The organism is Serratia sp. JKS000199 (genome assembly GCF_900215455.1).
Taxonomy (GTDB): domain Bacteria; phylum Pseudomonadota; class Gammaproteobacteria; order Enterobacterales; family Enterobacteriaceae; genus Serratia; species Serratia ureilytica.
This window is the reverse complement of sequence record NZ_LT907843.1, coordinates 667,554-680,490: the sequence shown is the minus strand read 5'-3', so window position 1 is coordinate 680,490 and position 12,937 is coordinate 667,554. Positions and strand designations below refer to the sequence as shown.

Below are 12,937 nucleotides of genomic sequence, written 5' to 3'. Positions count from 1 at the left end.
CTGAGCTCAGGGCAGATCGCCCGCCGGCACATTGAGCTGCCAGGAAAGGCCGAAACGATCGTTGAGCCAGCCGAAACGGGCGCTGAAGCCGTAGTCATCGAGCGGCATCAGCACCTTGCCGCCCTCCGCCAGCCGGTGGAACGCCCGCTCCAACGCTTCTTCGTTAGGCAGGTTGATGAACAGCGACACCGCCGGGGTAAAGCTGAAGTCATGGCTGATCGGGCTATCGGTAAACACCAGGTTCTGCCGATCAAAATCGATGGACGCATGCTTGATCAACCGCCGGCCGTCCGGCGTCGGATCGTAATGCTGCACCTGCATGAGCCGAAAACGCTCGAACACCTGGCTGTAGAGATCGATCGCCCGCTGCGCCTCTCCCTGGAACATGACAAAGGTCGAAACCTGACTCATAACATCCCCTCCGGCAAACGTTGTGGTATTAATGGAGGATAGCGGATTACCGTTGAAGCGGCGGAAAGGAGCAACCATGAGCATCATTCATCGCCTGGCGCAGCCGGACGATCTCAACGGCCTGTTAGCCTTATATCGCGAGCTGCGCCCGCAGGACGCGCCGCTGCGCGCCGACGATGCGCGCCGTACCCTGCAACGCCTGTTGGACGATCCGGCGATCCGTCTGGTGGTGGCGGCGAAAGAAGATCACCCGATCGCCACCTGCATGCTGGCGCTGATCCCGGGGCTGGCGCATCAGGCGCAGCCGTTCGGCGTCATCGAACACGTGGTGACGGCGGAGCCCTACCGCGGCCACGGCGTGGCGCTCGCCATGATTGAATACGCGCTGCAGCTGGCCTGGCGAAAAGGCTGTTACAAGGTGATGCTGTTGTCGGGGCAGCAACGCACCGGCGCGCACCAGCTCTACCTGAAAGCGGGCTTCGACGGCGATCGCGAGCGGGGATTTGTCATCAGACGGCCCGAGGGCCGATAGCGGCCCGCCGCAAACGGGCGGACCGCCAGGCGGGTTATTCGCTGTCGTTCTTCGCCAGACGGGCGTCTTTTTGGCGGCGATAGTCACGGGCGGCAGCCGGGATCGGCGTCACCTTGCCGGTTTCAATCCAGCTGCGCAGCCGGTTGGCGTCGGCGAAGTGGGTGTATTTGCCGAAGGCGTCCAGCACCACCAGCGACACCGAGCGGTTGCCGATCACGGTACGCATCGCCAGGCAGTGCCCCGCCTGGTTGGTGAAGCCGGTCTTGGTCAGCTGAATGTTCCATTTCGGGTTGTACACCAGGTGGTTGGTGTTGCGGAACGGCAGCGTGTAGTTGGGATCCTTGAAGCTGGCCATGCGTTCGGTGGTGGTACTGAGCTGGCCGATCAACGGATATTGCTTGGTGGCGATCAGCAGTTTGGTCAGATCGCGCGCCGTCGACACGTTATGAATAGAGAGCCCGGTCGGTTCCACATAATGGGTATTGGTCATGCCGAGCGCCCTGGCCTTGGCGTTCATCGCTTTGATGAAGGCGCTGTAGCCGCCCGGATAGTGGTGCGCCAGGCTGGCGGCCGCGCGGTTTTCCGACGACATCAGCGCCAGCAGCAGCATATCCTTGCGGCTGATTTCGCTGTTCAGCCGCACCCGCGAATACACCCCTTTCATCTCCGGCGTCTGGTGGATGTCCACCGACAGCATCTCGTCGAGCGGCAGGTGCGCGTCCAGCGTGACCATAGCGGTCATCAGCTTGGTGATCGAGGCGATCGGCACCACCTCATCCGGGTTGCGCGCGTACATCACCTTATGGGTTTGCATATCGACGACCATCGCGCTGCCGGAAGCCAGCTCCGGCTGGGCGGCGTGCAGGGCGGCGGCGTTATCGCTGGCCAGCGCGCGCGGCGCAAAGCCCGCGCCCGTCTGTAAAGCGAGCAGAGTCAGAACCAAAACACGTATTTTCACAGGCATTACTCTGAAATGGGGGCTTGAACTCAGCGAATTATATGTGAGGGTTCAGCGCTTGGCACTGGGATTGTATGGCGGATTTGTGACAAATTCTGTCGGCCGAAAATCGGTACAGCCCGCGGGCGCTCTGGGATGAACGCCCGCGGGGAAAAAGTTACAGTGCCGGCTGCCACGCCGACTGCGGCAACAGGTACAGCCCCGGCGTTTGCCGCGCTCCCGCGCCGACGATATGGCCGATGCCGGCCGCCATCACCGCCAGCGTGACGTCGAAAGCGTTAAGGCTGTCGCCATAGCCGGCGGTCAGGTTGAACATCGAGCCATTGGCCAGCAAATAGACCGTCTTTTCATTCAGTTGGTAAGCATTCACATAAGGCATCGGCTCGTGGTGCGGCAGGCTCTTGAGGAAGCCGACATCGATCTCTTCGGCCACGTGGCCGACGTTGAGGATAAATACGCCGTCCTGCGCCTGTTGCAGATGCTGCGCCGAGAGCACGTTTTTCGCGCCGGTCGCGGTGGCGATAACGTCCGCCTGCGCGACCGCGCTCGCCAGATCCACCACCTGCCAGCCGTCATAACGCGCCTGCAGCGCCCGCGCCGGATCGATTTCCGCCACCATCACCTGGCCGCCGTAGGCTCTGGCCGCGGCCGCCGTGCCCTGCCCGACCAGGCCGTAACCGATCACCAGCACGCGCTTCTCGTGCAGCGTCAAATGGGTGGTCTGGAAGAAGGTATGCCAGGCGGTCAGCCCAACCATGTGCCGGTTATGCAGCCCTTCTTTCACCGGCAGATCGTCCCAGTTGAAGATCGGGTAGCGCGGCGCCACGCCGTTCAACCGGCTGATGCCTGATCCGGTGGCCTCCAGCCCGGCGACGATCTGCGGGCCGTTCGGCGATTGGTGCAGACGGGTGGTCAGATCCGCTCCCATTTCGCACAGGTGAGTCGGCCGCCAGGCCAGCGCGCGATCGAAAGATTCCGACCATTCGCCGGCGCTCATATCGCGCCAGGCGTAAGCCTGCGCGCCCCGCCGTTCCAGCCAGGCCACCACGTCGTTCTGTACCGTGGTGGGATTGCAGGTGGTCAGAAAGATCGCCGCGCCCTTGTCCAGCAGGCCGGCCACCAGCGGCGCCATTTTCAGATCCAGGTGCATATTGCACGCCAACCGCACCCCGTGCAGGTCCGGCAACGCCGCCACCGCCGCCCGGGTGCGCGGCATATGACGCATCGCCCAGCTCAATTCGCTCTCAAAATCCTGATACATCCGTTGCTCCTCTGATGCGCCCCGCCGCCAGGCGTGGCAAAAAAGTTATCCCGCGCGGCCAAGCCGGCGGATCGCCTGCGGAGACAGGCCAAATACGCGGATAAACGCCCGCCTCATACGCTCCGGATCGCTGAACCCCACCGAGCGGGCGATCGCCTCCAGCGGTTCGGCGCTCTCTTCAATACGCCCTCTGGCCGCCTCTACCCGCAGCTGCTCGATCACCTTGGCCGGCGTCTGCCCGGTTTCGGCGCGGAACAGCCGGCCGAATTGCCGCTCGCTCAGGCAGGCGGCGTCGGCCAGATCCGCCACCGACAGCGGCAGATGCAAATGCTCGCGCGCGTACGACAGCGCGGTGCGCATGCGATCCGACGACGGATTCAGCGCCAGCAGCAGCGAGTACTGCGACTGCCCGCCGGGGCGGCGGTGATAGACCACCAGCTGCCGCGCCACGGCCGCCGCCAGGGTGGCGCCCAGATCGTCTTCGATCAGCGCCAACGCCAGATCGATGCCGGCGCTGATGCCGGCCGAGGTCCAGATATCCCCGTCGCGAATGAAGATGCGGTTGCTGTCGACGCGAATGCGCGGGTAGTTCTGCTGCAGCCGCGCCGCGTGATACCAGTGAGTGGTGGCGCGCTTGCCGTCCAGCAGCCCGCAGGCCGCCAGAATAAACGCGCCGGTACATACGCTGGCGATGCGCCGCGCTCGTCGGCTTTGGTTGGCCAGGAACGCCGCCAGCGCCGGTGATTGCGCCGCCATCACGTTGCCGCTGCCGCCGGCCACCACCAACGTATCGAAACGCTCGTCGCCGCACGGCTGCGTGGCGATTTCCACCCCGGCCGAGCTGGCGACCATGCCGCCCTGCGGCGAGATCGCCACACAGCGGTAGGCCGGCGGGTCGGTGAACTGGCTGACGTTATCGAACGCCGCCAGCGGCCCGGCAAAGTCCAGCAGGTTAAAACCGGGAAAAACCACAAAACCGATCGTTTTCATGATGGCGCTTTTTGAGGGTTATCTGTCATATCAGCCAAAAACAGGGCGGCTATTATGACCCAGGTCCAACGATAAAAATGAGGCGAATATCATGTCTGAATCACTCGTGATTGTATTTCCCATCTATCAAGGCGTCACCCAGCTCGACTTCACGGGCCCCTTGCAGTTCCTGCGCCGCATGCCGGGCGCGGAAATCGTCGTCGCCTCGGTAGACGGCGCGGATGTCGAGTCGGAAGGCTTGCACTTCACCCAGCTGCGCCCGCTGCCGGAGATCGCGCGCTGCGACGTGCTGTGCGTGCCGGGCGGCAGCGGCTGCACCCAGGCGCTGCAAGATGAGGCCTTCATGCAGCAGATCCGTCGGCTGGGCGCCGATGCCCGCTACCTGACCTCGGTGTGCACCGGTTCGCTGATCCTGGCCGCCGCCGGTCTGCTGCAAGGCAAACGCGCCGCCTGCCACTGGTCGATGCGCGACAGCCTGAAGCTGTTCGGCGCCGTGCCGAGCTCAGCGCGCGTGGAGCGCGACGGCAATGTGATCAGCGGCGGCGGCGTCACCGCCGGCATCGATTTCGCGCTGGCGCTGATCGCCGAACTGCACGGCGAAGAGACCGCCCAAATGATCCAGCTCTATCTGGAATACGCCCCGGCGCCGCCGTTCGAGGGCGGCACGCCGGAATTGGCCCCGCCGCACATTTACGCCAGGGTACAGGCGCAGATGGCGGAGAGCCTGCAGCGGCGCAGAGCGTTGGTGGCCCAGATCGCCCAAGGTTAGCAATCGGGCGTATACTTGCCCTTATGCGTCAGCCACATAAGGAGTAAGGAATGACCGATTTAGCCCACTATATTACGGACTACGGTTACTGGGCGTTGTTTATCGGCTGCCTGGCGGAAGGGGAAACCATCACGCTGCTGGGCGGCATCGCCGCTCATGAAGGGCTGTTGCACTGGCCGTGGGTGATCGCAGTGGTGGCGCTGGGCGGCATGATGGGAGACCAGCTGCTGTACTTCGCCGGCCGCCGGTTTGAAGGCCGCGTCATCTCGCGGCTCAAGGGACAGGAAAAGCGCATCGCGCGCGCCAGAAGGCTGATCGCCCGCCACCCGATGCTGTTCGTTATCGGGGTGCGTTTCATGTACGGTTTCCGCATCATCGGCCCGGTGTTGATCGGCGCCAGCCGCCTGCCGCCGTCGCGCTTCGTGCCGCTGAACATCCTCGGCGCCATTTTATGGGCGACGATCTTCGTCATGCTCGGTTATTTTGGCGGCCAGGCGATCGAACGCTTCGTTACCGGCTTCGACAAAAAGCTCTCCAGCCTGCTGTTTGTCGCGCTGGCGATCGCCGCCATCCTGCTGGTGCGTTTCTGGTGGCGTAAACGCCACCCGGAGTAAGCAAACGCAGCGGGCGTCAGCTTTCCTGCGGCGCCTCGCGCATCAGCGCGACCAGTTCGCGCGCCGCTTTGTCCAACGGGCGATTCTTAAGCCAGATCAAATGCATCGGCAAGCGCAGCTCGTTCTTGGTGTTTTTGAACTTCAGCCGCACCAACCGCCCCTGCGCCAGCAGCGGCTCGGCCAACGACAGCGGAAAATTGCCCCACCCCAGACCCGCTTCCACCATGTTCAGCGCCATCGGCAGGCTGTCGGTGCGCCAGTAAGCCTCCGCCACCTGGGGACGCAGATCGCCGATCGGCAGATCGCGGCTGGCCACCATGATCTGCCGCACGTTGACCAGATCCTCGAGAAACAGCTCGCCCGCCGCGCCGTCCAGCGCCGGGTGCTGCGGCGACAGCATCGCCACCAGCGATTCCGCGCCCACGAAGTGGAACTGTTCCGCGCTGTTGACGTTCAGCCCGCCGAACGCCAGACAAACGCCGATGCGCCCCTCGTGCAGCATGTGCAACACGTCGTCCTGCGGCGCGCTGAGCACTTCGATGTTCAGCAGCGGATAACGCTGCGACAGCGTTTTCACCGCCGCCAGCAGGCCGGCGCCGTTGATATCCGACGCCACGCCGATCGAAAGCCGGCTCTCCAGCCCCTGGGACAGTTCGATGGCATGCACCTGCAGCTGCTTGAGCTGCCCGGCGATCAGGCGGGCGTGCGGCGCCAGGGCCAACGCCAGCGCGGTCGGCGTCGGTTCACGGTGAGAACGGTCGAACAAGACGAAACCGAGTTCCGCCTCCATGTTGGCGATGGCCATGCTGACGGCGGAGGGCACGCGCCGCAGCGCGCGGGCGGCGGCGGAAAACGAGCCGCGATCGAGCACCGCCAAAAACAGTTCGATGTTGTCGCTGGAAAAATTCATTGTTCAACCTGTCAGATTAACTGACAACTCCTGACTTTTTCTATCAATGTGATTGACGTTATCTTAGCCGCCGTCGCCACAGAGGCAACTAAAAACAGATCGGGAGAAAACGATGCAAGGCGTCAAACGCAAACTGGTGTATGTCACCGCTTATGAAATCATCGGCATGGCGATCTCGGCGCTGGGGCTGGCGCTGCTGTCGGGCCATGCGCCAAGCAGCACCGGGCCGCTGGCAGTGGTGATCACCACCATCGCGGTAAGCTGGAACTTTATTTACAACTATGTATTCGAGTGGTGGGAAAGCCGCCAGGTGTCGCGCGCCCGCACGCTCAAACGCCGCATTTTGCACGCCGTCGGCTTTCAGTTGACGCTGGTAGTGTATCTGATCCCGCTGATCGCCTGGTGGATGGGCATCACGCTGTGGCAGGCGCTGCTGCTGGATATGGCGTTGATCGTCATCATTCCCTGTTATACCTTCGTGTTCAATTGGGCATTCGACAAGCTGTTCGGCCTGCCCGCATCGGCTCTGCCGGCCAGCGAATCGGCCTAAGACTCGTTACGCGCCCACCGACCCGCTGCTGATGCCATTTTCTGCGCGGGTCGCCATTTCCTTTCCCCTTATTTCTCACCGCGAAATATAAGAACAACACCCTGTAATTTGCACGGTAATTATTATTTTGTGATTTTAATCACTTTTTATTCCTCGATATTTCCGTCTTGATAAAACATCACATCTTTTTGAATAATATATCCTTTTATATTTGGATTAAAAAATAAACACACTTGTTCACGTTTTATGCACAGTATTTTTTGCCACCATTACGGAGAAAAGGTAGCATGCTTCGCCGTTATTTTAATGATGGCTGTATACACAATAAACAGCGGAATGATGCCACGACCTCATTCTCATGACGATTGGTCATAGCAATCGTTTGCTCTCGGTAAGAGCAGGGTTAACATAGACAGGTAAACAGGACGGATAATGCACTCACAAAAACAGTCTGCGGATGAAAAACACGCCGCCAGAAGACGCTGGCTAGACTCTCATGAATCCGGTTATCACAAAAGCATGGGCAACCGGCAAATCCAAATGATCGCCATCGGCGGCTCCATCGGCACCGGCTTGTTCCTCGGTACCGGCGGCCGTCTCGAACTGGCCGGGCCGGCGCTGGCGCTGGTCTATCTGGTGTGCGGGATCTTCTCTTTCTTCATCCTGCGCGCGCTGGGCGAACTGGTGCTGCATCGCCCTTCCAGCGGCAGCTTCGTTTCTTACGCTCGCGAGTTCCTCGGTGAAAAAGCCTCTTACGTCGCCGGTTGGATGTATTTCCTCAACTGGGCGATGACCGGCATCGTCGACATCACCGCCGTGGCGCTGTACATGCACTATTGGGGCACCTTCGCCGACGTGCCGCAGTGGCTGTTCGCCCTCGGCGCGCTCGGCATCGTCGCCACCATGAACATGATCGGCGTGAAGTGGTTCGCCGAGATGGAGTTCTGGTTCGCGCTGATCAAGGTCGCCGCCATCGCGCTGTTCCTGATTGTCGGCGTCGTCTTCCTCGGTACCGGCACGCCGGTGGCCGGCCACACCACCGGCATGCACCTGATCACCGAAAACGGCGGCATGTTCCCGCACGGCCTGCTGCCTGCGCTGGTGTTGGTGCAAGGGGTGATCTTCGCCTTCGCCGGCATCGAGCTTATCGGCACCGCCGCCGGCGAGTGTAAAGATCCGGCCAAAATGATGCCTAAAGCGATCAATAGCGTGATCTGGCGTATCGGTCTGTTCTACGTCGGCTCCGTGGTGCTGCTGGTGCTGCTGCTGCCGTGGAACGCCTATCAGGCCGGCCAAAGCCCGTTTGTCACCTTCTTCAGCAAGCTGGGCGTGCCTTACATCGGCACCATCATGAACATCGTGGTGTTGACCGCTGCGCTGTCCAGCCTCAACTCCGGCCTCTACTCCACCGGCCGCATCCTGCGTTCGCTGGCGATGGGCGGCTCCGCGCCGAAGCTGATGGCCAAAATGAGCAGCCAGCAGGTACCTTACGCCGGCATCCTGGTCACCTGCGGCATCTACGTAATCGGCGTGGTGCTCAACTATCTGGTGCCGTCGCAGGTGTTCGAGATCGTGCTGAACATCGCCTCGCTGGGCATCATCGCCTCCTGGGCGTTTATCATCGTTTGCCAGATGCGCCTGCGCAAAGCCGTGCGCGAAGGCCGCGCTCAGCCGGTGTCGTTCAGAATGCCGGGCGCGCCGTTCACTTCGTGGCTGACGCTGGCGTTCCTGCTGATCGTGGTGGTGATGATGGCCTTCGACTACCCGAACGGCACCTGGACCATCGCCACCATTCCTGTGTTGGCGGTGCTGCTGACGCTGGGCTGGTTCGGCCTGCGCAAACGCGCGCAGGAAGTGAAGCTGGAACAGCAGGCTCACGAAGAGCAGAACCCGCACTGAATCGACAAACCGCCCTCCGGGGCGGTTTTTTTTATCCGCTATAACCGCCCGTAGAACGTCATTCTGGCGCTTTCCGACAGCATCACGTCCGGCTGCGCATTGTAGGCCAGCACCACCAGCATGCGCGTGGTGTCGCCTTCGGTCGGCGTCACCCGGTGCATGGCGTTGCGCCCGCGAAACAGCACCAAATCCCCCTCCTCCATCGCCAGCTGTTTGACCGCCCGCTCGCCGTCCAGCACCTGCGTGACCCCGGCATAGTTCATCTCGCCGCGATCGGCGTCGCGCAGGTTCTCCACGTATTCGAAGCGCCCACCCGCCTGCGGTTTCTGGATCAGGAGCGTGATGGCGAACGAGGAGTTGTCAAAATGCCAGCCCAGCTCCTGGCCAGTGTGGGCGTAATGCAGGTTGATCGACGACAGCCGATCGGCGTAGGGATACAGCTGCGCCTCGTCAAGCACCGCGCACAGGAACGCGCGAAACGCCGGAGCGTCGTACAACGCGCGCAGCGGCGACTGCGGCGGAATATCCTCGTCGGTAATACAGCCCTTGGACGACACCACCAGCCGGTTGCGCGCATGGTCGGCCGGCAGCGCGTCGTCCTGTGGCCGTAGATACACGTTGTGTTTGCTGGTGGCGTAAAACGCCGCATGGTGCTGTTCGGCGCCTTCCAGCCGCACCGTCGCCAGCGCGGCTTCGCGCAGAAATCCCGGCAGCACCAGCGCGCCGGCGCGCGCCAGCGTTTGCCGGCAGCGGACGCGGAACGCGGCGTCGTCGATGGGGTGGGCGGACAGATCGATAATATCGGCAAGTTGCGGCATGACGTTCCCCTCGTGTGCGAAAGCCGGATGCCTCCCACTGTAGCGAATGCCGCATTGCCGCCATAACAAAAATACGTTATGGATAAGCTAACGAATTCTTAGCGATAAGCCCTGCTCATGCACTCACCGTCCCGTGCGCGCTTGCCCAAACTGAGCGCCATTCTGGCGTTCGAAACCGCCGCCCGCACCGGCAGCCTGGCCCGCGCGGCGGATACGCTGGCGCTGACCGCCGCCGCCGTCAGCCAGCAGATCCGCCAGCTGGAGCAACATCTGGGGATCACGCTGTTCATCCGCGCCAAAAGCGGCGTCACGCTGACCGAACAGGGCGCGGACTACCTGGCCTACGTGCAGGAGGCGTTCGAAACGCTGCGCGTGGCGCAGCAGCACGTCGAGCGCCAGCGCGGCAAACAGGCGCTGACGGTATTCGCCCTGCCGGCGTTGGCCTCCAAGTGGCTGAACCCGGCGCTGGGCGACTGGCTGGCGCAGTGCCCCGACGGCGATCTGCGGCTGCACGCGACCCATGCGGCGGTCGATTTCGCCCATTCGGCGGCGGACTTCGCGCTGTGCTTCGGCGATCAGGACTATCCGCTGCTGGAAAAGGTGCGGCTGTTTCAGGATCGGGTGCAGCCGGTGTGCAGCCCGGCGCTGCGCGATCGCGGCGACTGGACGCAGCTACCGCTGATCCACGTCGACTGGGGCAAGGAGAGCCAGTTTCTGCCGGGCTGGCACGAGTGGTTCACCGCCGCCGATCGAATGCCGCCGGCGCGGCGCGGGCTGACCTATAACCTGACTTCGCTGGCTATCGACGCCGCCGTGCAAGGGCGCGGGGTGCTGCTCGGCCAGCGGCGGCTGATCGCCCGTGAACTGGCGGAAGGCCAGCTGGTCACCCTGGCCGAACCGGCGCTGCCGCTCAGCAAGCCCTACTACGTAGTTTACCCGCCGCGCACGCTGGAAAAACCCGGCGCCGCAGCGTTTTTGGGCTGGCTGCAAGCACTCGCCCTCGCCGCCAGCACCTAAAATCCGCAACGTGATGTTTGCTGGCGTCAGACACAACCCTGGACGCTTAATGCCCTCGCCTTAGCCTGTTAATTTATTCCTGCCGACCGGGATCATGAACGGGCTCCCTCTTCGGTCACAATGCCACTTACTTAAGCCTCCGCCTCTGCAACTGCCACATATTGCATCGGCCTCTTATCGTACCAAATGAGGGTTATTCCATGATTTCATTAAATGATTATGCCAATCTGCGCAACTATGCCGGCAGCGAAACCGCAGTGATGCTCGAAAACCGCTACCACCATGGCGTATTTACCCGAGACGACGCGGATTCCACCAGTCAGGATAACGGTGTTACCCTGCTCGTCGACGCGCAAAACCGCCGCTGGAAGCGCATCATCAATGACGGCGATTACAGCATCGATTGGTGGCACCTGCCGGGCGATGAGCTGGATTACTCTCTGACCATCACCCGCGCTTGCAACTTCTTGCAGGTCAAAGGCGAAGAGTGGTGGCAACTGCCGATCCCGACGACCCCTGCGGGGATTACTCTGGTCGGCCCCGGCGGCGTACGCCCTTGTAAAACCACCGCCAACCTGAAGCTATGGAAAAACGCCGTCGATTTTAAGGGCACCATTCTTGATTTCAGCAGCGCGGCCAATATCGAGTGCGTACGCGTGCAATACTCTTTGGGTGCGCCGGCGATTTACAACCTGCGCATCGTCGGAGCGCCCGGCGCGGCGGCCAATCTGCGCGGCCTGTGCGTCTACAGCGATGCCTCGAACATGCACGGCCTGCCGGCCTGCCAACTGCTGGTGCAAAACGTCTGGCTGACTAACCTGCACAAGGGCATCGTCTTCGGCAACAACGCCTATATTCAGAGCTGGCACAGCATCATGGTGCGCGGTTGTGTGTGGCCAATTTGGTCGGAAACCACCGCCAACGCCGGCGAAAAAATCGTCTTCTACAAATGCCTGTTCGGCGACAGCCGAAACTACTATCAGGGCGTGCATACTTTGGCCTTCCGAGATTGCTCTTTCGATTACAGCGGCTTTAACAATGAAACCGAACAGTTGGCCAATACCGATTACGGCTTGTTTGATCTCAAAGGCGGCACGCTTGACTTTAAAAACTGCCACTTCGAATGGGGCAACGCCAACTGCCGCAACTATCGACCGGTATTTACCAGCGACAACGGCGGCACGGTAAAAATCAAAGACAGCCAATGGCACAGCGTGATGACTAACAACACCGATACCGGCAGCAAGGTGCCTTATCAATACGTTGAATATTTCTACTTCGATAAATCCAGCGATCTGAGCGGAAAATGTTATATCGATGGGTTCGATCTGGTGAACGCCGACATTAAAAAAGGCTGGTCCAACAACCACATCGAAATGAAAAAGATCGTCGCGCCTGGCTATGTCAACATGTGGCGTCTGCTCTATCTGGGCGATGGTGTCAACCATCTGCCGGAGCCCACCTGGAAAGAGAGCAGTGCGCTGGCGCTGAATAATGTCTACGCCTTCGGCGGCGCACGCGTTTCGCAAACGGAAACCGCCGATTTGGCAGTAACGCTGCAAAACGGCGTGCTCACCGCCACCACCAAAACGGCGACAACGGCCGACAAGCGCATCGAGATCTACTTCCCGATCGCGAAAAATGATCTGGTGCTGTGGCGCGCCACGTTGGCAAACCTAAAAGGCCAGAACAGCCTTGATGTCACAATCGGCACCTACCAAGGAAAGTATGTGCTGAACGGCGATGCCGGCGTCACCACCTTGCTGGAAAAAGTCTGTCAGTGGGGCCGCACCGGCACAGTCACCCCGACCACTTCAGCAACGATGACCTCGGATCGCATTACCGCGCTCGACGTTGCCGAGTATTTGCCGCTGCCTGAGGGCTACGTTAATTACGCCCGCATCGCCATCGTGCTGAAAAACTTTGTCGGCAGCGCCGCTCAGCCAACCTCGGTGGACATTACCAAACTGCTGTGTCAAAAGATCGACATCGTCTCCCGCAACCCGCATAAATCCTGGTAACTGCACAGGCCCCATCAGGGGCCTGTTTTTGTTAATGCGCGGAATAACCGCCGTCGATGCAGTAGAAGGCGCCGGTGGCTTTCCCGCTATTTCTTTCCTGTCCTGTTTTCAACGCATCCAACTTGGGATGCGCTTCATGACTGAAGATCGCCTGCGCCACGAAACGACACTGCATTCGAAGAGGAAC

Annotated in this window: 14 protein-coding genes; 7 read left to right on the top strand and 7 right to left on the bottom strand. The window is 61.3% G+C overall.

All coding sequences use genetic code 11. From position 1 onward, the window contains the following. Window positions 1-6: 6 nt before the first annotated feature. Window positions 7-411, bottom strand: coding sequence for a VOC family protein (locus CPH57_RS03335; protein ID WP_033652382.1), 405 nt, complete (start codon window positions 409-411; stop codon window positions 7-9). Window positions 412-487: 76 nt separating this feature from the next. On the opposite strand from CPH57_RS03335, the gene CPH57_RS03330 reads away from it, so the two are divergent. Then, window positions 488-943: a GNAT family N-acetyltransferase gene (locus CPH57_RS03330; protein ID WP_025301952.1), complete on the top strand. Its 456-nt coding sequence runs from the start codon at window positions 488-490 to the stop codon at window positions 941-943. Between the two features lie 34 nt (window positions 944-977). Here the strand turns inward: CPH57_RS03330 and pbpG are convergent, their stop codons facing one another. From pbpG to CPH57_RS03315, 3 genes are all read right to left on the bottom strand, one after another. Further along, entirely contained in the window at window positions 978-1,907 is a 930-nt protein-coding gene (gene pbpG / locus CPH57_RS03325; protein ID WP_047572272.1) for a D-alanyl-D-alanine endopeptidase, read from the bottom strand. Window positions 1,908-2,058: 151 nt separating this feature from the next. Next, entirely contained in the window at window positions 2,059-3,162 is a 1,104-nt protein-coding gene (locus tag CPH57_RS03320; protein ID WP_072628133.1) for an adenosylhomocysteinase, read from the bottom strand. Between the two features lie 45 nt (window positions 3,163-3,207). Further along, window positions 3,208-4,152, bottom strand: a complete 945-nt coding sequence (locus CPH57_RS03315) for a GlxA family transcriptional regulator (protein WP_033642266.1) — start codon at window positions 4,150-4,152, stop codon at window positions 3,208-3,210. Between the two features lie 91 nt (window positions 4,153-4,243). Between CPH57_RS03315 and CPH57_RS03310 the strand changes: the two genes are divergently transcribed. Together CPH57_RS03310 and CPH57_RS03305 are read left to right on the top strand one after the other, a co-directional pair. Beyond that, window positions 4,244-4,921 carry a DJ-1/PfpI family protein gene (locus CPH57_RS03310; RefSeq protein ID WP_033642265.1) on the top strand — a complete coding sequence of 226 codons (678 nt, stop codon included), beginning with the start codon at window positions 4,244-4,246 and terminating at the stop codon, window positions 4,919-4,921. Between the two features lie 50 nt (window positions 4,922-4,971). Further along, complete coding sequence (locus CPH57_RS03305) at window positions 4,972-5,535, top strand: DedA family protein (RefSeq protein ID WP_015377041.1); 564 nt, start codon at window positions 4,972-4,974, stop codon at window positions 5,533-5,535. Window positions 5,536-5,551: 16 nt separating this feature from the next. On the opposite strand, the gene CPH57_RS03300 is transcribed toward CPH57_RS03305, so the two are convergent. After that, window positions 5,552-6,445, bottom strand: coding sequence for a LysR family transcriptional regulator (locus tag CPH57_RS03300; protein ID WP_089191323.1), 894 nt, complete (start codon window positions 6,443-6,445; stop codon window positions 5,552-5,554). A gap of 112 nt (window positions 6,446-6,557) precedes the next feature. Between CPH57_RS03300 and CPH57_RS03295 the strand changes: the two genes are divergently transcribed. Both CPH57_RS03295 and ansP read left to right on the top strand, forming a co-directional pair. Beyond that, window positions 6,558-6,995: a PACE efflux transporter gene (locus CPH57_RS03295; RefSeq protein WP_033642263.1), complete on the top strand. Its 438-nt coding sequence runs from the start codon at window positions 6,558-6,560 to the stop codon at window positions 6,993-6,995. Window positions 6,996-7,427: 432 nt separating this feature from the next. After that, entirely contained in the window at window positions 7,428-8,894 is a 1,467-nt protein-coding gene (gene ansP, locus CPH57_RS03290) for an L-asparagine permease (RefSeq protein ID WP_033642262.1), read from the top strand. A 38-nt stretch (window positions 8,895-8,932) separates the two neighbouring features. Here ansP and CPH57_RS03285 read toward each other — a convergent pair whose 3' ends face one another. Continuing rightward, window positions 8,933-9,712, bottom strand: coding sequence for a 2OG-Fe(II) oxygenase (locus tag CPH57_RS03285; RefSeq protein ID WP_046686611.1), 780 nt, complete (start codon window positions 9,710-9,712; stop codon window positions 8,933-8,935). A gap of 117 nt (window positions 9,713-9,829) precedes the next feature. On the opposite strand from CPH57_RS03285, the gene CPH57_RS03280 reads away from it, so the two are divergent. Next, on the top strand, window positions 9,830-10,729 hold the full coding sequence (locus tag CPH57_RS03280; RefSeq protein ID WP_096242028.1) for a LysR substrate-binding domain-containing protein: 900 nt from the start codon (window positions 9,830-9,832) through the stop codon (window positions 10,727-10,729). A 200-nt stretch (window positions 10,730-10,929) separates the two neighbouring features. Then, window positions 10,930-12,750, top strand: a complete 1,821-nt coding sequence (locus tag CPH57_RS03275; protein WP_047572275.1) for a hypothetical protein — start codon at window positions 10,930-10,932, stop codon at window positions 12,748-12,750. Window positions 12,751-12,781: 31 nt separating this feature from the next. Here the strand turns inward: CPH57_RS03275 and CPH57_RS24525 are convergent, their stop codons facing one another. Further along, window positions 12,782-12,925 carry a hypothetical protein gene (locus CPH57_RS24525; RefSeq protein ID WP_157993241.1) on the bottom strand — a complete coding sequence of 48 codons (144 nt, stop codon included), beginning with the start codon at window positions 12,923-12,925 and terminating at the stop codon, window positions 12,782-12,784. Between the last annotated feature and the right edge of the window lie 12 nt (window positions 12,926-12,937).